This is a genomic window from Novosphingobium mathurense (genome assembly GCF_900168325.1).
In the GTDB taxonomy this organism is placed as follows: Bacteria; Pseudomonadota; Alphaproteobacteria; order Sphingomonadales; family Sphingomonadaceae; genus Novosphingobium; species Novosphingobium mathurense.
Genome location: NZ_FVZE01000005.1, coordinates 22,766 through 43,949 on the forward strand (window position 1 = coordinate 22,766; position 21,184 = coordinate 43,949).

At 65.5% G+C, this 21,184-nt stretch carries 14 protein-coding genes and 1 tRNA gene; 8 read left to right on the forward strand and 7 right to left on the reverse strand.

Translation table 11 applies throughout. The features are described from left to right. Positions 1–38 precede the first annotated feature (38 nt). Positions 39–1,133 carry a DNA replication/repair protein RecF gene (gene recF, locus B5483_RS15070; RefSeq protein WP_079731025.1) on the reverse strand — a complete coding sequence of 365 codons (1,095 nt, stop codon included), beginning with the start codon at positions 1,131–1,133 and terminating at the stop codon, positions 39–41. A gap of 51 nt (positions 1,134–1,184) precedes the next feature. Continuing rightward, positions 1,185–1,994 carry a queuosine precursor transporter gene (locus tag B5483_RS15075; RefSeq protein ID WP_054946153.1) on the reverse strand — a complete coding sequence of 270 codons (810 nt, stop codon included), beginning with the start codon at positions 1,992–1,994 and terminating at the stop codon, positions 1,185–1,187. 99 nt (positions 1,995–2,093) lie between these two features. Here B5483_RS15075 and B5483_RS15080 point away from each other — a divergent pair. The 4 genes from B5483_RS15080 (at position 2,094) to B5483_RS15095 (ending at position 4,643) form a co-directional block, all read left to right on the forward strand. Next, positions 2,094–2,170, forward strand: a tRNA-Arg gene (locus B5483_RS15080). Between the two features lie 266 nt (positions 2,171–2,436). Then, complete coding sequence (locus B5483_RS15085; RefSeq protein WP_079731026.1) at positions 2,437–2,781, forward strand: hypothetical protein; 345 nt, start codon at positions 2,437–2,439, stop codon at positions 2,779–2,781. Between the two features lie 1,051 nt (positions 2,782–3,832). After that, complete coding sequence (locus B5483_RS15090; RefSeq protein WP_079731027.1) at positions 3,833–4,300, forward strand: hypothetical protein; 468 nt, start codon at positions 3,833–3,835, stop codon at positions 4,298–4,300. A gap of 64 nt (positions 4,301–4,364) precedes the next feature. Then, positions 4,365–4,643 (forward strand): hypothetical protein, encoded by a 279-nt coding sequence (locus tag B5483_RS15095; protein WP_176168074.1) that lies wholly within the window; start codon positions 4,365–4,367, stop codon positions 4,641–4,643. 22 nt (positions 4,644–4,665) lie between these two features. Here the strand turns inward: B5483_RS15095 and B5483_RS15100 are convergent, their stop codons facing one another. After that, positions 4,666–5,619, reverse strand: a complete 954-nt coding sequence (locus tag B5483_RS15100) for a tetratricopeptide repeat protein (protein WP_079731029.1) — start codon at positions 5,617–5,619, stop codon at positions 4,666–4,668. Between the two features lie 90 nt (positions 5,620–5,709). Between B5483_RS15100 and B5483_RS15105 the strand changes: the two genes are divergently transcribed. Genes B5483_RS15105 through B5483_RS15120 form a run of 4 tightly spaced genes read left to right on the forward strand, consistent with a single transcriptional unit; the run spans position 5,710 to position 11,719 of the window. Continuing rightward, positions 5,710–8,184: a cyclic nucleotide-binding domain-containing protein gene (locus tag B5483_RS15105; RefSeq protein ID WP_079731030.1), complete on the forward strand. Its 2,475-nt coding sequence runs from the start codon at positions 5,710–5,712 to the stop codon at positions 8,182–8,184. Beyond that, on the forward strand, positions 8,184–9,050 hold the full coding sequence (locus tag B5483_RS15110) for a hypothetical protein (protein ID WP_054946159.1): 867 nt from the start codon (positions 8,184–8,186) through the stop codon (positions 9,048–9,050). The genes B5483_RS15105 and B5483_RS15110 overlap by 1 nt, the downstream gene beginning before the upstream one ends. A 7-nt stretch (positions 9,051–9,057) precedes the next feature. Next, positions 9,058–10,827 (forward strand): cytochrome c3 family protein, encoded by a 1,770-nt coding sequence (locus B5483_RS15115; RefSeq protein WP_079731031.1) that lies wholly within the window; start codon positions 9,058–9,060, stop codon positions 10,825–10,827. Between the two features lie 43 nt (positions 10,828–10,870). Further along, positions 10,871–11,719, forward strand: coding sequence for a phosphodiesterase (locus tag B5483_RS15120; protein ID WP_054946161.1), 849 nt, complete (start codon positions 10,871–10,873; stop codon positions 11,717–11,719). A gap of 168 nt (positions 11,720–11,887) precedes the next feature. Here the strand turns inward: B5483_RS15120 and B5483_RS15125 are convergent, their stop codons facing one another. The 4 genes from B5483_RS15125 to B5483_RS15140 are packed head-to-tail and all read right to left on the reverse strand — an operon-like array spanning position 11,888 to position 21,154. Next, positions 11,888–15,991, reverse strand: coding sequence for an LVIVD repeat-containing protein (locus tag B5483_RS15125; protein WP_054946162.1), 4,104 nt, complete (start codon positions 15,989–15,991; stop codon positions 11,888–11,890). Next, positions 15,991–17,862, reverse strand: coding sequence for a hypothetical protein (locus B5483_RS15130; RefSeq protein ID WP_079731032.1), 1,872 nt, complete (start codon positions 17,860–17,862; stop codon positions 15,991–15,993). Before B5483_RS15130 ends, B5483_RS15125 begins: the two co-directional genes overlap by 1 nt. 2 nt (positions 17,863–17,864) lie before the next feature. Further along, positions 17,865–19,862 carry a heme-binding protein gene (locus B5483_RS15135; protein ID WP_079731033.1) on the reverse strand — a complete coding sequence of 666 codons (1,998 nt, stop codon included), beginning with the start codon at positions 19,860–19,862 and terminating at the stop codon, positions 17,865–17,867. After that, complete coding sequence (locus tag B5483_RS15140; protein ID WP_054946186.1) at positions 19,862–21,154, reverse strand: multiheme c-type cytochrome; 1,293 nt, start codon at positions 21,152–21,154, stop codon at positions 19,862–19,864. The genes B5483_RS15135 and B5483_RS15140 overlap by 1 nt, the downstream gene beginning before the upstream one ends. Positions 21,155–21,184: the final 30 nt, after the last annotated feature.

Consider the following 21,184-nt stretch of genomic DNA (forward strand, 5'->3'; position numbering starts at 1 on the left):
TCATCCCTGCGCAGGATGGGCGGGTAAAGCCGCTCCTCTTACCCCAACCGGCGGACCGCGCCGGCCCGGACTTCCCAGACGGCGGCTTCGGCCGCAATGGCATCGAAGGGAGCGAGTTCGGTTCCGGTCAGCCAGACCTGCGCTGAGCCCGCGCGCAGGCGGTCGAACAGGGCTTCGCGGCGCACGGGGTCGAGATGGGCGGCAACTTCGTCGAGCAGCAGCAGGCGCGGGCGGCTGCCGCTGGTATCTTCCAGCAGCTGCGAGTGGGCGAGCGTGATTGCGATCAGCATAGCCTTCTGTTCACCGGTCGAGCACTCGGCGGCGGCCTGGCCCTTGCCGGCCATGGTCACCGCCACTTCGTCGCGGTGCGGGCCGGTCAGGGTGCGCTGTGCCGCCCGGTCGCGCGGCCGTCCCTCCCGCAAGGCGCGGGCCAGGGCGTCTGCCTCGATCGGACCGCCCGGCTGGTAGGCGAGCGAGGGGCGCGCGAAGGGAGAATCCGCCAGGGCCATCAGCGTCGCGTCGAGCTGGGCGACGAGATCCGCACGGGCAGAGGCGACGGCCGCGCCGGCTTCGGCGATCTGAAGCTCGATGGCATCGAGCCAGCGCGAATCGGGCGGCATGTCGTCGCAGAGCAGGCGGTTGCGTTCGCGCAGGGCATTTTCGAGGCGGGTCGCGTGCCCGGCATGGTCGGGCCGCACCGCCAGCACCAAGCGGTCGAGGAACCGCCGCCGCGCCCCGGCTCCTTCGACGAAAAGGCGGTCCATCGCGGGGGTCAGCCAGCCTATGGAGAGCCATTCGGCCAGCCTTACCGCCGGAGCTTCGGCGCCGTTGATCTGGACGAGGCGGCGTCCGGGGCGCTCGGCGGAGACGCCGGTGCCGAGCCGGACCGGTTCTCCATCCGGCGTCATCAGGGAGGCGCTGACGGCAAAGCCGCCTTCGCTGCCTTGCGCGGGCATGTCGGCAAGGCCAGCCCGGCGCAGGCCGCGCCCCGGGGCCATCAGCGAGATCGCTTCGAGCACATTGGTCTTGCCCGCGCCGTTCTCCCCGACCAGCAGGTTGAACTGCGCCGTGCCTTCCACCGCGGTCTCGCGATGGTTGCGGAAACGGGACAGGAGGATGCGGTCCAGGGCCATCGCCCGCGTGCCTAGCCGCTCAATGCCGTCATTGCGACCCCGCTTGCAGGCTTACACCGCTTCCGTCTTGGCGAAGGGGTTGAAGTCGGTGTTGTCGTCATAGACGTCCACGCCCTCGCGCCGCTTGAGGAAGCCGACGACAAGGTAGGTGGCAGGCGTCAGCACCGCTTCCCACAGCGTCTTGATGATCCATTGCGTCAGCGCCAGCATCGCGACCGTGTGCGGCGTGAAACCGGGAACGCCGAGGAAGGCGAGCGGATAGAACAGCGCGCTGTCCACGCCTTCGCCGAAGATCGTCGAGCCGATCGTGCGCATCCACAGGAAGCGGCCCGCGGTCAGCACCTTCATCCGCGCCAGCACGAAGGAATTGACGAATTCACCGGCCCAGAACGCGACCAGCGAGGCGAAGACGATCCGCGGCGTTTGCCCGAAAATCGCGTAGTAGGCCGCCTGGTTGGGCGCAGTCACTTCCTTGCCCGCGACCATGTAGCTGGCCGAGGCAAGCGCCCAGTCCGGCGCTGCGGGAATGTTGACGACCACCAGCGACATGACGACCATGAACAGCAGCGCGAAGAATCCGGCCCAGATGCACCGGCGTGCATTGGCGTAGCCGTAGACCTCGGTCATCACGTCGCCGATGATGTAGGAAATCGGGAAAAACAGCACGCCCGCCCCGAACGTGATCGTGCCTACCAACGGCAGCGCGACCTGCGCCTGCTTGGCCGCCCCGATCAGGTTCGACAGCAGCAGGATCACCACGAAGGCGGTCATCACGTAGTCGAAATAGCGGAAATGGCGGCGGGCGCCGGTTTGTCCGTCGAGACGGGTCAGGTTGCGGTGCGCGTCGGGCTGCGTGCTCATCTCCTGTGCGTAACCTGCAACGCCGTGCAGGCAAAGGGGACTTTCAACAGGACTCGCGGTTTGCGCGGCGCAAGAACCGCGCTATGGGGACCCGCGTGCGCGCCCGTAGCTCAGCTGGATAGAGCACGAGCCTTCTAAGCTTGGGGTCGCAGGTTCGAACCCTGCCGGGCGCGCCATTTCCTCGCGAGATTCAGTCCTCGGCTGTGGGGCGATTGCGAATTTTCGATCCTGAAGATGCGCTTGCAGGCCACGTGCGATGAACCGCGGCGGTCGCCGCCAGGCCATGTCCGCGTCGATGATTTCGACCCGGTCGATGGGGATGCAGGGCGGCAGGCCAGGGATTGGGGCAAGGTCGCGGACGGAGGCGAAGCGATAATAAATCGCAGTCGTATTGAAGCGAAATCCTATTGAAGTCGGTATCGGGCTCGTCGATAATGTTGCGGTGCAAAAATATCTCAAAATAGCCTTCTGGACGGCGATGGGCTTTGCCATCTTCATGGCGATCCTGCCCAATTCCAACGACCTGCACGGCATCGTGCCGGATAAAATCCAGCACATGGCGGCATTTGCGAGTCTGGCGATCCTGGGGACGCTGGCCTATCCGCGTATTCCCCGGTTGCTGCTGGCGCTCGGCCTGGTGGTCGTGGGTGGCCTGATCGAAGTGGTGCAAATGATTCCTGCGCTGCATCGCGATGCGGAATGGGGAGACCTGTTCGCCGATACGTTCGCGGTGGCGCTGATCCTGGTCTGCATGCAGTTCGTGCTCAAGGCCTTGCCCAACCGTTAAGCGAGCCTGGGCGGGGATCGCGCGATAGGTGCTCCGGCAAGTTCGCGATCCTTGCGCTATCCCGACTTCCACGCCGGTTGTGCTGCCGGAAATTGTGACGTTCTTCGCGAGTTCGAGCAGACCCCGCGCGCGAAACTGGCGCCTTTCTGCTGTTAAATAAGTTTAATCGTTGTTGCTTTGGGACGAATTCGTTTCGCCGCTTCTTATAACTTATGATAGTTTCCATGGTTAGTGGAAGAGTGAGGGGCAGCCTGATGAGACGTGCTTCCCAATTCGTCTTGAATTTGACGGCCGTGAAGACCCCATTCGCGGATAAAACCAACTGTCCGACGCTCTGCCACGAGGGGAATCGTCAAGTCAGACTAGCGCCATGACCCGCTGATGATTCATCCGTTAACGCCGGCCGGTACAAGCCCCCCTGCTATTGCGTAGCCGGTACGGCACTGGTCCCGGCGCTGGAATCAAGGCAACTGCAAAGCTCCTCGTTTCTGGCGTCGGGACTTCCCTCGGCGCGAAACTGATTGCCGATCGCGAATTTCGGCATATTTCCGTCATTACCGCAGAAGCCCGAAGGTGGCTGATCGTGAGTTGTCGCCGGAAAATTGTATAATTGCGACAAGGCAGTCGGCCTGTCGCGTGTCGCGGGTGCTTTCCAAGTAAATATAGAAATAAAGAGCTGATCTGGGTGCTTTTCTTAAGTGCCCGGTTTACCAGACTTGTTTTGCGTTGAACTGGATGACTGCCCGCATTAACCTGACAAGACTCTGAACTCTATGCGATCCTTTCCTTGAAGAATGGAGAGAGAAGCAGTGACGCGGCAGGACTATTCTTTTTTCGGGAGCGTCGATGCTCGAAGTGCGTCGCCGTCATTCGTCGGGCGACCGAGCGCTTCTTCTCCGGCAGACTTTCTGGCGATCGAGCCCGGCTTACAGGGCCTGATGGAGGTCGTCCCCGCAGGGCGGCGTCCCTCTCATGACTTTCCGTCCCCTGCCTGCATAACCACCGAGATGGGCAGGGGGCGGAAAATTGTCACCATGGCGCGGTACCGGCCATGATTGCGCGCGTCGCCCGTCATGGCCTTGGGATATCTATTCTTGCCGGTCTGTCGCTCGCCTCGGAAGGCTGCGGTACGGGCAGTGGCGAAAAGCCGCTCGTGCCGCCAAGCGAGGAGGCCACGACCGATGCCGAGCCTATGGCCATCGCCAGCGAAGCCTCGGTTGCAATGCTTGAGCCGCCTGCGGCCCCGTCGCCAGTCGCCCAAGCCGGGCCGCGCATTCCCGAGACGCCGCCGGTTCGTGACCTCGCCGGCGGGCTCAGCGGCCTTGAATCCAAGTGCCTTGCCAGCGTGGGGGATGTGACCCGCGCGACCGTCATCGGCACGCGGCGCATCGATGAAAGCGGGCCGACGGTAAAGATATACGTGAATGTCCGAGGGGCTCAGGCCCCGTGGCTGTGCAGGGGCAATCGCGACGGCACCATTGTCGAGGTCATGTACACCGGTAGCGAGGGCAACCTTTGAAGCCTTGCGCGTGCCCTGCGATGTCTGTTTGCGGCCAGTTGCAATGCCATGGAGAAATACGAAGATGAGATGGCTCTTCGGGATATTTCTGTTGCTCTACATTCTCGCGCTCCTGGCGCTGACTGTGGGCACGTTCGGCTGGTTCGGGCAGGAGAAGGACCCGCTCTCGGGCGCTTTCCTCATGCCGCTGGGCCTGCCGTGGAACCTGCTGGCCGACCGCGCAGGGCTGGGTTCACTGGCGGCCGCCGTTCTGGCGCCCGGCGTGAACCTCGGCATTCTCGGCTTGCTGGTGGAGATGTTCCCACCGGCGGAAAGGGCGCGCGACGAACGCCGGGAGGGCTGATCCTCCAGTCCCCGCGGTGCTCCTATTTCTCCCGAATGCCGAGCATTCCGGCCTGCTGGCGCAGATAATCGGCCTTGCCCGGATTGGCGGCGATGGCATCGGCGAGAGCCTTTTGCGCCTTTTCCGGTTGCTCGAGCATGCGGCGGCTGCGCATCAGCATGACCCATCCGTCGATGTAGGAAGGATCGTTTGCCAACCGCTGTTCGAGGCTTGCCACCATGCCATCGGCCATGTTGCGTTGTTCGCTTGGTGCCAGGCGCGAGGCATTGGCGAGATCCTGTGCAGTGGGCCCGGGAATGCCGCGGGCTGCGACCGGGAGCGAAGCGTCCATCGGTGCGCTGGAGGCAGCCTTCCTGTCCGCAGCGGCGAGCTTGTCGGCAACGTCGATCTTGTGAATCTTGCCGACCTGTTCGATCGTGCGGATGAGGTCGCTGCGCCACGGCGCATCGGCGGGGCTGTCTTCGAGCAGGGCAAGCCAGTCGTTCACAGCGCCCTGATGATCTCCGGACAGGTCGCGCTTCACCGCCATGAAGTAGCGCGAGCGCGGGTCCTTGGGGTCGATGGCGATGGCCTTTTCGAAAGCGCTGACGGCTTGCGGCGGCATCGGGTCGCGATCGCTGGCCATGACCCGTGCCTCGCCAAGCGCAGACCACAGGACGGCAATACCCGGCGCCAGCTCGGTTGCCTTGCCATAGGCATTGGCGGCCTCGGCGAATCGCGCCGCCTCGAAATACGCCAGCCCCAGTCGCTGCCAGGCGGCTGAATCCTTGGGCGAATCCCTGGTCGCCTGTTCCAGATCGTCGATCGAGGCACTGGCCGGCAAAGACGCTGAAGCGGCCATGGCCGCGTTGCCTGACGCAGTGTTAACCTCGTCATCGCGCAGTATCGCGGTTCCGACAGCGCCTGCTGCGACAAGTCCTGCAATTACCAGAGCGATTCTTTGCGGACGAAATATTGTCGTCGTCGGTTGTGTCATCGCGATTTCCCATTCATTACAGTATTGTCGGCTGAGGGGGCAGGCCACGGATCAGCTTTGGGCAAATGCGGTTTTTCGTGTGGCATTGCAATGTTCGGTCGGCACGACGAGGGGGAAGTTGTGAAAGATCGCGTCCGTATCGCAATTATCGGCTCCGGCCCTGCAGGCATGAGCGCGGCGGGCAGGGCGGCCAGGCTGGGCATGTCGCATGTCCTGCTGGAAAAGACCGATCACTTGTCCGATACCATCTTCAAGTACCAGAAGGGCAAGCACGTCATGGCGACGCCTTCGTCGCTGGTGCTGCGGTCCGATTTCGAGTTCGATGCGGGCAAGCGTGAGCAGATCCTGGGGATCTGGGACGAGCAGGCCGCCAGCAACGCGGTCACCGTGCGCTACAATGCCGAAGTGACTAAGATCGAAGGCGAAAAGGGCGCGTTCGTCCTGACGCTCAAGGGCGGCGACACCATCGAGGCCGAAGCGGTGATCCTGGCCATCGGCACGCAGGGCAACCCCAACCGCCTGCGCTGCGCCGGCGCCGACCTGCCGCATATCCAGTACCAGCTAGACGATCCGACCGAATATGTGGACGAGCACATCACGGTCGTTGGTACCGGTGACGCCGGGATCGAGAACGCCCTGGGCCTCGCCGCCGATCCGGCGCAGGGCAATGTCGTCACGATCCTCAACCGCGGCACCGAATTCGCGCGTGCCAAGGAAGCCAACGTCAAGCTGCTGACCGAAGCCGAAGCCGCCGGGCGCATCATCATCCGCAACGAGACGACCCCGGCTGAAGTCCGGCCGGGCGAACTCGTTCTCGATACGCGCGACGGACAGGAAACCATTCGCTGCGACCGCATCATCGCGCGCACCGGCTCGGCCCCGCCGCGCAAGTTCGTCGAGGATTGCGGCATCGAGTTCACCAGTCCCGAGCGCGAGGCGTTCCCGGTGCTGTCGCCGGTGTTCGAGACGACGCGCCCGGGCATCCACGTCATCGGCGCACTGGCGGGCTATCCGCTGATCAAGCACTGCATGAACCAGGGCTATGACGTCGTCGAGTTCCTCAACGGGAATACCGATCTCAAGCCTGCCGACGAACCGATCCTGGCCGAAAAGTTCGCGACCCTGCCGGGCCAGCGCAGCGTTGACGAATGGCTTGAACTGTTCGGCAGCCGGATCGAGATCTTCCGCGACATTTCAGCGCTCCAGCTGCGCGAACTGATGCTCGATTCCGATGTCAGCGCCTTCCGCAAGGGCGAGGCGGTGTTCGAGCGCAACGAGCCTGGCTCCTCGCTCTTCGCCATCGCCGACGGTTCGGTCGCGGTCGAGGTCAACAAGGACGATCCCTCGATTACCGTACCGATCGGGCAGGGCTCCATCTTCGGCGAAGTCGGCCTGATTTCCGGCCGTCGCCGCGGGTCCACCGTACGTGCGGCGCAGGACCTGATCGTTGTCGAACTCTCGCGCGCCGCCGCGCTGAAGATGATGGCGACGGCCCCGGCCGCGGCCAAGGTCGTCAACCGCATCGCCATCGAGCGCCAGTTGCTCCAGATCTTCGGTTCGGGCCTCACGCCGGAAGACATCGCCGAACTGGTCGACGGCGCGGAAGTCAGGGAACTGCGCGCCAACGAAGTGCTGATGAAGGAAGGCGAGGAAGGCACCGACATCTTCATCATCCGCCGCGGCTCGATGATCGTCGAGCGCCAGATCGGCGGCAAGCCGGTGTTCCTCAGCTATCTTCCGGCCGGCGCCTATGTCGGCGAGATGGCGGTGATCGATGGTTCGCGCCGTTCCGCGACAGTGCGATCGGCGATCAAGTCCGAAGTGATCCGCCTGCCGGGTGAAGCCTTCGTGCGCCTCTTGGCGCGCAAGCCGCAGCTCAAGCAGAAGGCCTTCGCCGAGATGGAGCGGCGGCGCGAGATCAATACCTTCGTCGAAGGGCGCAAGGAGAACTTCTCCAGCGTCGTCGACATGTATTCCCAGACCGCGCAGTTCCTTGTCGACAACGGCATCGGCGAGGCGACCGACGTCCTGCTGATCGACGAGACGCTCTGCGTGGGCTGCGACAACTGCGAGAAAGCCTGCGCCGACAGTCACGACGGCCTTTCGCGGCTCGACCGCGAGGCGGGGACCACTTATGCGCACCTCCATGTGCCGACTTCGTGCCGTCACTGCGAACATCCGCATTGCATGGCGGATTGCCCGCCCAATGCGATCCAGCGCGGCCCCGACGGCGAAGTCTTCATCGACGAGACCTGCATCGGCTGCGGCAATTGCCAGCGCAATTGCCCCTATGGCGTGATCCGCATGGATTCGGTCCCGCCGAAGAAGCCCTCGATCCTCTCGTGGCTGTTCCTCGGCAAGGGGCCGGGGCCGGGTGAGCCGAGCAAGGCCTGGCGCAAGGCGCATGCCGATGGCGTCGAGCGGCCCAAGCAGGCGATCAAATGCGACATGTGCGCGGGGATCGAGGGCGGTCCGTCCTGCGTTCGCGCCTGTCCCACCGGGGCGGCGATCCGCGTTTCGCCGGAGGCATTCCTCTCGGTCGCCAAGCTGGCGGAGGGCGAATGATGGCAAGCGCATCCGAAACCGGCCACGTCGCCAACCGGGAATATCGCAGCGATCACGAGGGTTTCCTGCGTCATCGCGGGTTCCGCTGGATGAAGATCGCGACCGCGCTCTGCGTGGTGTGCATCGCCGCCTATTTCCTGACCGATCCCAAGCCGCGCCCCGGTGGCGGCACCTGGATCGGCTATACCCTGGGCACCATCGGCGCCCTGCTGATCGTCTGGCTGTCGCTGCTGGGGATTCGCAAGCGCGCCATCACCGAAGGACGCTGGTCGCTCAAGGCGTGGACTTCGGCCCACGTCTACCTCGGCCTTTCGCTGATCGTCGTGGCGACGCTGCACACCGGCTTCCAGCTGGGCTGGAACGTCCACACGCTGGCCTATGCGCTGATGATGCTGGTGATTGTCTCGGGCATGTTCGGCATCTGGGCCTATGCCTCGCTGCCCACCGCGCTCAGTACCAATCGTGAACAGATGACGCAGGGACAGATGGTCGACGCCATTCGCGCGCTCGACCGCCAGCTCCACGAAGCCGCGCAGCCGCTTGCGCGCGGACCCTCCGATCTGGTGCTGGCCGCACTGGAAGAGGACCCGTTCTCGCCGGGCCTGCTGCGCCGCCTCTCGGGCCACTATTCGGGCTGCGCGACGCAGAAGGCACTGGAAGGCCTGGCGCTTTCCGGCTCTGCCGATCCGGAGATCGAGCGGGTGGAAAAGCTGCTGGTACGGCGCAAGGCCCAGCTCGAAAGGATGCGCCGACACATGCGGCTCAAGGCCATGCTGGAGGTGTGGCTCTACGTCCATGTTCCCGCCACGATGGCGTTGCTCGCGGCGCTGACCGCCCATATCGTTTCCGTGTTCTACTACTGGTGAGGGCGGCATGACTTTCAGGATCCGCCAGATCGAGCAGACCGCGACCGGACGCGAAATCGTCCGCGACCGAGACATTGCCGGCGAAACACTCACCATCGGCCGCTCGGCCGAAAACACCATTCACCTGCCCGACCTCGCCGTCGAGCCGCGCCATGCCGAAGTGTCCGTCGTTTCCCGCGGGCGGCTGCGCGTCGAGGCGGTTGGCACGCTCGGCTTCGTTGTCGACGGCGCGGAAACGCGCTCCGCCTCGATCGACAGCCTCGGCGGCGCCGAGCTGGGCTTCGGCACTTACCGGATCACCGTCTCGCAGGACGAGGACGGCGCAGTGCTGCTCACCATCCGCAAGGCGGAAACGGCGGCGACCCGCTCGGGCAACCTCGAGGAGAAGCGCGGCTTCTCGCTGGGCGGCGTGTTGCCGGGCAAGCGGCGCATGTCATGGGCGCTGGCCGTGGTTATCGTGCTGGCGTTCCTGGCCCTGCCGATCGTGACCAACCTCATGAGCGTGAAAGGGCCGCAGGTCGCGGACAAGAGCACCGTCATCAACGACGGCAGCTGGAATCCGGGCGAACTGAGCCTGGCCCACCACTCGCTGGCCAACAAGTGCGTGGCCTGCCACGTCAAACCGTTCGAATCCGTGCGGGACGAGACTTGCCGCAGCTGCCACAAGGACGTGCACGATCATGCACCGGCAGCGCGTCTGGCCTCGGCGCGGGGCAACTTGCCGTTGGGTCAGGCGGCCTTGTGGAAGGTCGCCCATGCTTTCGGCAAGGAAGGGCCCGGCGCCTGTCAGGACTGCCACTCGGAGCACAAGGGCCCGACCCGCCTGACCGCGCCCAGCCAGCAGTTCTGCGCCGATTGCCACGGTCAGCTCAAGAGCAACCTGCCCGACACGCGGCTGGGCGATGCCGGCGATTTCGGCAAGCTCCACCCGCAGTTCACTGCGCGGGTGATCACCGATCCGGTGACCCGGCATCCGGCCTTCGTCTCGCTCGACAAGAAGCTGCGCGAAGACAACGGCCTGACTTTCCCGCACAAGCTTCACCTCGATCCGATGGGCGGCGTTGCGCGCATGGCCAAGAACATCGGGACCGAAAGGGGCTACGGTGCGAACGGGCTGGAGTGCAAGGACTGCCACCGCAAGACGGAGGAGGGCGTGCGCTTCAAGCCGATCGACATGGAGCGTGACTGCGAAGGCTGCCACAGCCTTGCCTACGAACGCGTCGGCGGCATCGTGCGCCGCCTGCGCCACGGCGATGTCGAGCAGCTGACCGCAGACCTGCTGGCGGCGAAGTGGGATCACAGCAAGCCGCTGGTTTCCAACCGCAAGCGTCCGGGCGAATATGCCGAGGGCGGGCTATACCAGTTCCGATATTCCGGCGGCGCCTGGCCGGGGCTGCAGCTCGACGTGGCGTTGTCGAAGGACGGCATCTGCGGCGAGTGTCACCGCCCGACGCGGATCAACGGTCGGCCCGGCGTCGTGCCGGTATCGCAGCCGATGCGTTATTTCGACCACGGCTGGTTCGACCATGCCGCGCACAAGCAGGAGAAGTGCACCACCTGCCATGCGGCGGACACTTCGACCAGTGCCAGTGACGTGCTGCTGCCGGGGATCAAGACCTGCCGCACGTGCCATCTCGGTGAAGACGCACCCAAATCAAAGGTGCCATCGAGCTGCGCGATGTGTCATGGTTATCACATCACCGAGACGGGTTCGGCGGACCGGAAACCGGACGTCAACCCGTCATCTCCTAAGAAGGTCGCACTTCGGAGGGAGTAAGGCCCATGAATGGCATCAACGCAGGCTTCACAAGGATGCCAAAGTGCTGATCGCACAGATTACGGACCTGCACATCGGTTTCAGCGGAAGCGAAACGGGGGGCTACAACACGCATCGCCTGAAAGCGGTGCTGGACCGCCTGGTGGATGGGCCCAACCGGCCCGATCTTCTGCTCATGTCCGGCGACATGACCGAGTTCGGCGACCTGCAAAGCTACACGCGGCTGGCGGAGATGGTGCGCGACTGTCCGTTCCCGGTGGCACCGATGGTGGGCAACCACGACATGCGCGCGGCGATGTTCGAAGCCTTTCCCGACTGCCCGGACAATGGCGGTTTCGTGCAGTACGCGATCGATCTCGGCCCGCTGCGGGTACTGGTACTCGATACGCTGGAGGAAGGCCGTCATGGCGGCGCCTTCTGCGCGGCACGGGCGGCGTGGCTGTCCGCGGAACTGGCGGCGTACCCGGATCGGCCGACGGTCATCGCCATGCATCACCCGCCGTTCGAAAGCGGGATCGACTGGCTCGACAGCGACGAGCGCGAACCGTGGATCGCCCGTCTGATCGAAGCCGTCTCGGGCCACGCCCAGATCAAGGGGATCGTTGCCGGGCACCTGCATCGCCCGATCCACACCTTGTGGGAAGGCATCCCGGTCACCGTGGTCGGCTCCACCGCAGCGACGGTTGCGCTCGACCTGAACCCGGTGGACCCGGACAGGCCGGACGGACGCGCGATGATCTCCGCCGAGTTACCGGTCTATGCCCTGCATCGCTGGGATGGCCGCCGTCTCGTCTCGCACACCGAACCCGTCGGCGCGCTCGATGCTCTGGCGCGGTATGACGAGGCGTTCCAGGAAGTGGTGCGCGTGATCGTGGGCGAACGGCCCGACTGAGACTGACTCGGGCGCGGTTCCGGAAGCGCTTCGGGACCGGCGACATGCCCACCTTGCCTTCGGCCGTTCGCCATGACGAGGCAAGCCACCCCGATTCAAGCTCCCCGCTTGCCCCGAGCCTGTCGAAGGCCGGGAGCGCAAGGCCCTCAGCCCAAGTTCAAGGCTGCCTCAGCGCTTGGGTATCCACACGCTCATGTCGACCTCGTCGGTGACCTTGAAGGGCACGCCGCGGCGGTTGACGAACAGGCGCTCCATTTCCTCGCGGGTGAAGGGGCGTGAGCCCAGGCGACCGAAAACGGCCATCTGGCCACCGGTCTCGTCGACACCGCGGTCGCGGTCGAGGCCCTTGGAGAGGGCGCGGGCCGGGCTTGGCGTCCTGGCCCATGCGATCAGCTCGGGCTTGGGCGCGGGCGAGAAGCCATAGAAGTTCGGCTGGCTCGACGGTGACGTGAGCTGCAGGACCTTGAGGCCGTTCCGGCCGTCCGCGACATAGGCGAAGAGCGAGGCATTGGTCGAACCGACGATGACGTCTTCGGCATCGTTGAGCTGCCCGTCGAAAGTCACCTTCCGGTAGATGCGCGGGTTGGGCGGGCTGCGTACGTCGACGATGACGAGGCCGTCCTGCTTGGCCGCGACATAAGCGTAAGTGCGTGCGACGTAGATGCGGCGGGCATCGGCCAGCGGCACGGTTGCCTGGGGCACCGCGATCGGGTTGCGCAGGTTGGTGACGTCGAAGAGCTTGAGGCCGTCCCTGTCGGTCACCCACAGGTAGCGGAACTGGACTGCGCTGGCGCGCGCGTCCTCAAGCGGGCGTACGGCCGAGAGCTGCGGGTGCAGCGGGTCGTGCAGGTCGACGACGACGAGTCCGGCCTTGGCGGTGATGTAGGCCACTTCGCCCGCCAGGACGATGTGCCGCGCACCGTCGAGCACGTGATCCGGGTTCCAGGTCACCGCGCGCTTGAGCTTGTTGTTGCGGAACTCGCCATCGGCCATCGTGTCGATGTTGACGAGGATCAGGCCCTCTTCGCTGTCGGTGATGACCGCGTAGCTGTAGATCGGCTCGAAAGCCTGTTCCTGGTTGGCGTCGCGCAGCGTGAACGGTGTGCCGTCGGCCTTGTAGAGCGTCTGGCCCTTGTCGTCCTTCAGGATCGTCGCTTCCATCGTCCGGTTGCGCGTGGGGGCAACCGGCTGGTTGGTCGCCAGCGCCATGCAGGTCGCGTTCTTGGTCTTCACGTGGGTGTTGTGGCCCAGCGGTGAGAAGGGCGCCGAGACGACCGCGTCGGAGAAGCCCTTGTTGGCCACGGAGGCGACGTCATAGACCTCGAAGCCGCCCTTGCCCTCGGCCACGAACATGTATTCGCCGCGAAGCTGGAGGCAGCCGACTTCGCCGCTGGTACCCTGCGTCACGTTGCGGAACTGCTCGAAGGGATGGGTTTCGCCCGACAGGTTCTTGTCGAAGGCCTTGCCGCGCGTCCAGTTCTTCAGCTCGCGCCCGTTCTGCTCGACGTGGAGCTTGTAGTAGTCGGGGTAGGCGTACTTCTGGAGGTACGAACCGATCACGGCCTGCGGTTCGTCCCATTCGGTGACGCGCACGGCCTCGAAGCCGCCGTCGAGTCCGACCCACGAATTGAGGCCGACGAAGTTCACGAAATTGGTCCCGAGCAGCAGGGTCTGGGCCATGATCGCGTTGTTGTCGTCCTTTTCGGACAGGTGGCAGTCGGTGCAGGTTTTGGTTTCGGTCAGGCGCACGGTGTGCGGGAAGTGGGGAGCAAAGGCCTGGCTGGAGAAGCCCGCAGCGCTGATCGGCGGCTGCTGGATGTAGATGCGCTCACGGTTGACGTTGGTCGAGGACAGGACGAGCGCCGAGGTCGACCGGATCGGGGCGACTTGCGAGCCCTTGGTCGTCATGTGCTTGCCCAGCTGGAACATTTCGTCGCGTGCGACCTGCGGGTTGTAGGTCGCGAAGTTGCGGGTTTCCTCGCCTTCGTAGTGGTGCAGCGTGGTTTTCCAGTTCGCCTCGATCGGCAGGTGGCAGCCGCCGCAGCTCGTGGTCCACGAGAGGTGACAGGTGAAGCACGCCATCTCGCCGTCCTTGTGGGCACGGTCGCTCATCGGCACGCCGGGGCCGAAGCCGAAGCTGCCGTCGTCCGCGCCGGACTTGCTCATCAGCTTGGCGCGCGCCGACTTGGCGTTGAAAGTGGGCGAGGCGGGGTCGACCGCGTCCTTGACCAGAGAGACTTCCCACGAAAGGTCCGGATCGACGATCGAGCGCTGGATCAGGTGCTTGCGGCCCGAGGCGTCGGCGGTCCATTCGAAGCGGCGCTTGCCGTCGGGGTTGCGCAGCAGGGCGAGGTCGGTGCCCTTGGGCGGCGCAGCCGGACCGCTGGTCAGCAGCGTCGGATAGGCGTCGGCGGTGCCGTGGCAGTCCTTGCAGCCGATCTCGACGGCGTTGGCGACTTCGCCATAGATCAGCCCGTTGCCGTGGCTGTCCTGCGAATAGTGGCAGTCGGCGCACTGCATGCCCTTTTCGGCATGGATGTCCATCATGTGGACGCTCTTGCCCGGGTTGGTGCCGACGGGGACGAACTTGCCTTCGCCCTTCTTGCGCCACTTCTCCGGATCGTCGGGCGAGACGATGTGTTCCTTGTCGGTGCCCCAGGTCGCCTGGTTGCCGCCGGCATCGAGCAGGTTGCCCTCACGGTCGCGCTTGAAGATCGCGCGGAAGTTCCAGCCGTGGCCGTGATAGTCGGCGAACTGGGTGTCCTTCAGTTCCGGATTGAGGTCGTAGACGTTGCGCAGGAAGTCGAGGTCGGCCCACTTGCCCTTGGGCGATGCACCCTCGGGGTTGCGTTCCAGCACCTTGTGGACTTCCTCGGCACTCGGATACTTCTGCTTCTCCGGCCACATCTTCGGCGCATCGGCCTCGTAGTCCCACATCGTGTAGCCGAGGTAGCTGTTCAGGAAGATGTTGGGCTGGTGCATGTGGCAGTTCATGCACTGCGCGGTCGGGATCGCCCGGGTGAACACGTGCTGGAGCGGGTGCCCCTTCTCGCGGTCGTCGGCGGGCTTGGCGATGCCGTGACCGTCGTCCTCGTGCCCGGTCTTGAGCGAGCCGTGCCCGTCTTCGCCATAGCCCTTGCCGTGGCTCTTGAGTGCGGCGATGGTCGGGTCCCTGGTGACCGTCTGCCCGTCGCGGCCGAGCTTGGCGTAGATCAGCGAGTGGCGCGGTTCGCGGTCGTTCGCGTAGATCACGTGGCACGCGGTGCAGCCCGAAGAGCGATAGTCGCCCGGCTGGTCGTTGGTGCCCATGAACCAGGTGTAAGGATCGTTGAGGCGCGTCTTGTGCAGGTTGAGCACGGGGATCGCCACGCGAAGGCCGGTACCGGGGCCGCGGTTCGATTGCTTGATGTCCGGGCGGCCCGGTTCCTCGAGCCGCTGGATCGATCCGGTCGGGTTGGGCAGGCCGACTTCGGCGAATGTCGAGTTGATGACGCGTCCGCCACGTTCGAACACGCGGAACACGTCGCCCGGAGGCGTGACGTTCCAGCGCGGCAGCGGATAGAGCGCGGCCAGTGCACCGCGCGCCTTCTGTTCGGCGGTGACGGTGCCCGGCGGGTTGCCGGCCGATACGATCTTCGCCGGCTCGCCGTCGCGGGTATAGGCTTCGCCGAAGATGTAGTTCTTGTAGGGGACGATGCCGTTGTTATAGGCCGCGCCGCCGAACAGCATCGCGCCCGAGGCCATCAGCGAGCGTTCCGCCGCTTCGATCGCGGGCAGGTGGCAATTGCCGCAGCTCTCGCGCGCGACGCGGTAGTCGCCGGGATTGACGAAGCGGATGTATTCCGGGGCTTCCTTGTTGAGCAGGGTATAGCTGCGCTGCGGGTTCGCCGCGCTCGGCCAGTGCCAGCTCTCCGGGAACTTGGGCAGCACGTGCGCCTTGTTGCGCGCGGCGATGTAGTCGGGGTGATCGAAGCCCAGCTCCGGCCGCCCGGTGATTCGCGCATTGCCGCCATGGCAGTCGGTGCAGCCCAGCTTGACTGCAGGCGTCGCGTGCATCGTGGGCGCATCGCTGGCGGTGTGGCAGGTGAGACAGCCCGCCGACTTGGCATCCATGTCCGCCGCCGACTGGCCAGCGGGCGCAGCGGGCGCGCGCACCAGCGAGTAGTCGCGCTCGACCGGCTTTTCCTCCTCGCTGGCGAGAAGGCGGCCCGCAGGGATGGCCAGCGCCAGCAGGAGCGCGAAAGCGAGGAATATCCGGCTGAGGCGCTGCATCAGTAACTCACGATGATGTTGGCGAGGACGGAGTAGTAGTTCCGGTTGCCCTCGGCGTTGTCGAACAGGTCGCGGAAGCCCTTGCCCGGGACGAGGGCGGCGGCGCTGAGGCGCGCCACGATGTTCTGCGTCGCCTTGGGGCGCCAGATCGCGGCGGCGGAAAGGTCCCAGCCGATGTCCCTGGGGATCGAGCCTTCATTGCGCAGCGTCTGCAGCGTTGCGGTGTTCTCGAACCACAGGTGATTGGCGTTGGTGGACAGGCGGAACTCGGGCGTCAGGTCGAAGTCCGCGCCCGCGCCGACCAGTACGGCTCCCGGGTTGTTGAAGTTCGACTGGCCCTGTTCCTTGGACGAGCGCAGCGAATTGAGGATGCCATTGCGTCCGTTGACGCCAATGACGCGGCCGCCGCCGGCGAAGGGGATCGTCTGGCGGATCCAGTAGCTGGTGTCGGCACCCGCGAAGATCGGGTTTTCGAACACCGCGTCGAAGCCGGTTTCCTTGTTGTCGTAAGGATCGCCGTCGCCGGTGGCGTAGAGGCCGGACAGGCGAAAGCGCATCCAGTCCTTGTCGTAGCTCAGTTCGGCGGCGCCGAAAAAGGCGCGGATGTCGGCCTTGCGGTCGGTGAAGAAGCTGTTGCGGTCCTGGCCGAGCGCGCCATAGGCCGATGCCGTCAGGTTGATCCGGCCGATGCGGCCATCGGCGTTGTAGCCGAGGTAGACGACGTCGTAGTCCCGGCCCTTGAGGGTGCCGAGCAGGGCCGGGCGCACCGGAAAGCCGTTATCGTCCACTTCGACCCGGCCTGCCTCGCGGTTTCGGTTGTACGCGACGGTGAACTGGCTGGTCAGCGCCGGGATCAGGAAGTCCTGGCGGTAGATGTTGGCGACGAACAGGAAATCGTCGCGCGGGCGCTGGACGACCGAGTTGAGGCCCGAGTTGGTGTCCTTCTCCAGCCGCCAGAATGCGGCGAGGTTGTACTGCACCCGGTTGTTGTCGCGGTTGCCGAAGAAGCGGATGCCAAGCTGGTTGTCGTTGAACAGGAAGCCGCGAAAGTCTGCCTGGAACGGTTGGATGCCCACGCGCACCGAATCGAAGTCGTAGCGGTCCGAGGTGTTGCGCAGGTGATAGTCGATGAAGGCTTCCTGCACGCCGACGAAATGGTCGGAGCGGTGCGAGGGCTTGCTCGGCTCGACGAAGAGCACGCGCTTTTCGGGCACGTTGACGTAGTTGTAGTTGAACGCCAGCGCGACGCGGTATTCGACTGCGGGCGGCTTGAACGCGGTATTGCCCTTGGTCAGGCCGAGCCCGAGGATGAAGGTCTGCGAAAAGACGAGGCTGGCGTCCTTGCCGAAGACGTCGATGGAACCCGGTCGCTCGGTCGTCTGCACGCCCACGGGAATCGGGAAGGTGCGCGGTTCAAGAACGGTGTCGGAAATCAGGTTGAGGCCGAAGAACCAGTCGTCGCCCTTGATCGGCAGCCACTTGACCTTCTTGGGATCGAGCGGACGGTCACCCTTCAGCGTGTTCTGGTGATAGGGGTCGAACCAGCGTTCCTTGACCACGCCCAGCGTCTCGATCAGGCGCCAGCGGTCGGGGATCGGGACCTGGTCGGTCGGAAATGCCTCGGGCGGGGGCGCACGCACCGCGCCTTCGTTGTTCTGCGTCACCCGCTCGGGCAGCGGCGGGGTGTAGCCGGGACGGCGGCGGCCGTCGATCACGCCGGGATCGACGTCTTCGGGGGCGGTCTCGGTGCCCGGCGGTTCGAGGATCGGCTGCTCGGGCTGCGTATCCTCCTGCCCGAAGGTGGGCTCGGGGATTTCCTGCGGCGCGGCCTGCGCCGCCACCATGGGGACAAGAAGAACCGGCAGGGCCATCGTTACAGGCCCTCGCAGACGTTCTGTTCGCTGGAGTCGAGGAACGGCGCGAAGGGACAGTTGACGAAACGCAGGCGCACCATCGCGCCGTTGACGTTGACGACGATCCGGTCGGCGCGGATCGCTGCCGGGGCATTGCCGGTGGTGCCCAGGCGCACGCCGGCATTGTGGTTGCCCAGGAAGCTGATCATGTCGTCCTGGTCGATACCGTCACCCGATACGCCGATGCCGCCGACCAGCACGTTGCCGCGATAGACCGGGACCGAACCGGGGAAGATCTGGATGCCGTTCTGCAGCCGGTTCTGGTTCGTGGCGACGTCGGGCAGGAAAGTGCAGCGCTGCTGCGTATCGGTGGCGCTTGCCCCGGTGACGTACTGCAGGTGCTGGGCGAGGTTGGTCAGGACCAGCGCCGATTGCAGGCCGGTGGAGAACGGGCTCCACTGCGCGATCGGGCGCGAGAGTGGGCCATTGGGATTGCCGACTTCGCCGTCAGGGAAATAGGGGCGCGACAGGTTGCCGCCCGAGCGGTCCGCAAAGGCGAAAGTGCCGGTCAGTGCGCTCTGGTCATTGAGGAAGGTGCGCACCTTGCCGACGAAGGCCTGCACGTCGCTGCTGGGATCGCCCAGAAGCTGCGCCCCGGCCTGCGCGCCGGAGAAGAAGGTGGCGGTGCGCGCCTTCTGCAGCGAGACGTCGGTGCCGAAGATCGGGGCATCGGGAGAGCGCACGATGCCCAGCACCTCTCCGCGCGTATCGACGAGCGAGATCGAGACCTGCGCCCGGCTGTCGAGCGGCTGGCGGATCTGCGCGCGTGCGCGCGACATGACCTTGAAGGCTTCCTCGAGGATCGCCGTGGCTTCCTGCGCCGTGATCGGCTGGGCGATGTCGGCGCCGTCGGTTCCCGCGCGGATCGGGTAGCGGTTCGCGCCGCTGCCGTTGGTCAGGACGAACGCGTCGCGGTCGGAAAACTCGGAGGTCGTCGATGCGCGGATGCCCGAGGCTTCTGAGCCATAAGCGGTGCCGGCGCGCAGGGCTGCGGTTTCGAAGTACCCTTTGACAGCGACGAGACTGCCCAGCGCGGGGGCGGTCTGCGCGTATGTTGCGCCGGCGACGTCGAACAGGCCGGAATAGGTCGCGTCCGAGTAGCGCAGCTGGGTGCCGTCCACGTAGATCCGGTTGGCGCGGATCGCCTCCGGGGCTTCGAAGCCCACGGTGCCGGCCAGCGCGATCTGTTCCTCGAAGTCGGTGTCGGTGTCGAGCACGTTGTCGTCGAGGCCGTAGACCCCGTCGCCGCTCACGCCGATGCCGCCCACGAGCACGCCGTTAATGTAGAGAGGAAAGCCCCCTGGGTCTGCCGAGAGGCCGAGCGGTGACCGCTTGGGCCCGATCAGCGCATCGGTGCCGGAAGCCTTGAAGCGCGATGCGAAGTCCGAACAGGGAAGCTGGCTGAACTGCACGCCGAACAGTGGCCCGCTTTCCAGGCCGACGGTGCTGGGGGCGGGCGGGAAGTGTTCCTGCACGATCATGCTGGCAGTGCGGCTGGTGAAGGCGTTGCCCGCGCTTGACAGGTAGGCGCCGGTCACCGCCTTGGCGATGGCGGCGGCCTCGGCCGGAACGGACAGGCCCTGGATGTCGATGTTGTCGCCATTGGGCGCATCGGGGATTTTGGCATTGGCCGGGGCGCCGGCCATGCGGAATACGGCAAGGACATTGCCGACGCGGTCGACCACGGCAATGACCGAGGGATGACCGGACTGGTTGGCCTGCGCCGCGGCCTGCGCCACGATCTTGCCGACGTTTGCACTGCTCAGCGACAGCTGTGCCGGGGCCACATAGTCCTCCAGCGTGGTTCCGCCGCCCGAGGAACCGCCGCCCGAGCTGCCGCCGCCCGAAGAACTGCCACCGCCGGAACTGCCGCCCGATGAGCCGCCGTCGTCTCCGCCGCAGGCCGCCAGCATGAGCGTGGCCGCGAGCGCTGCAATGGTGCCCCCCCGCCAGCGCATCAGCGCAGGGCCTCGATCGAGCGGGCAGCATTGCCCAGTGCGGCGCGGAAAGTGCCGGGATCGAATTTCTCGGGCGCGGAAACGGCGGCATAGGCCCGGTTGATCTGTGTGCGGATGCCGGCGGCGGCACCCACTGTGATGCGGCCTTCTCGGACCAGCGCGTTGAGCAGGGTGTCGACGGCCATGACCGCCTGCGCCGAACCTGTGTAGTCGGTCAGGCGCGGGGTGATCGCCTTGCCGGCAATCGTCGCGATGACCTGGAACGCGGTGTCGTTCGAATAGTGACGACCGGCCAACGCATCAGACAGTGTACCGGCGGCGAAGGACAAAGCTTTGGCAGCTTCTGCGGCCTGCGGGCGGCCCTGCGCCATGGCGGCGTGGAAGGCCTTGGCGGCGGCGTCGTAGCGGGCGGCCTGACCGGGCGCGAGCGTCGATGCGACGGCGGAGAGCATGATCATGTTCTCGTCGTTGTAGGGCGGGTTGCCGAAGGGGATCGGGCGCCCGGGATTGGTCTCGAACGTGCGCTTCGCAGCCGGATTGTCGGTGATCTGGCGATGGCAGGAATGGCAGTCGTAGAAATAGAACTGCGGGAACATGCCTTCGGTGGCGAGCGAGGCATTGGTGAACAGGCGCGTCGAGCGTTTGACCGCTTCGGCCTGGCCCACGGCCCAGAGCTGCAGGCTGTCCAGCCTTCCCTTGCGCTTCGCGTAGTCGGCGTCGAGGTTGTAGTGGGCCTGCAGCGAGGAAAAGAGGTCGAGCTCGAACGACACGCGCGGGTGCCCCGCCGCCATCATCGAATGCGTGACGAACTGGCCCGGCTTGTCGCTGCCGAAGTGACAATCGAGACAGACCGAGGCGCGCACTTGCGGTTTTTCGAGCGGGATCATGCCTGCCGCGACGTTCGAGGCATGGGTGGCCGGCATCGCATAGTGACTGGAGAGCCAGCCCGAAGCTGCGCCATGGCAGGATTCGCAGCCTACGCCATCGGCGGCCAGGTAGCGTCCTCCGCGCGCGGCATTGGGCGCATTGGTGGCATGGCAGCCAAGGCAGGCGGGTGCCGAAGCGGCATTGCCCAGCCCCAGGGCCGCAGCGATGCGCTGGCCGCGCGGAGTGGCAAGAACCGCGGTAGCCCGGCTGTGCGCGCCGGTCTCGCTCGACGGCTCCTGCCAGATGCGCAGTTCGTCCTGGCGCACGACCTTGCCGTCGCCTTCGCTGCGGCCATGGCACGTGGACCCGGCGCAACTGGCGACGCCTTCGTAGCTGTCGGCCGTGGCCGCGTTGGACCAGACCATGACGAGCGCGGTGAAGATCGCCGCGATGGC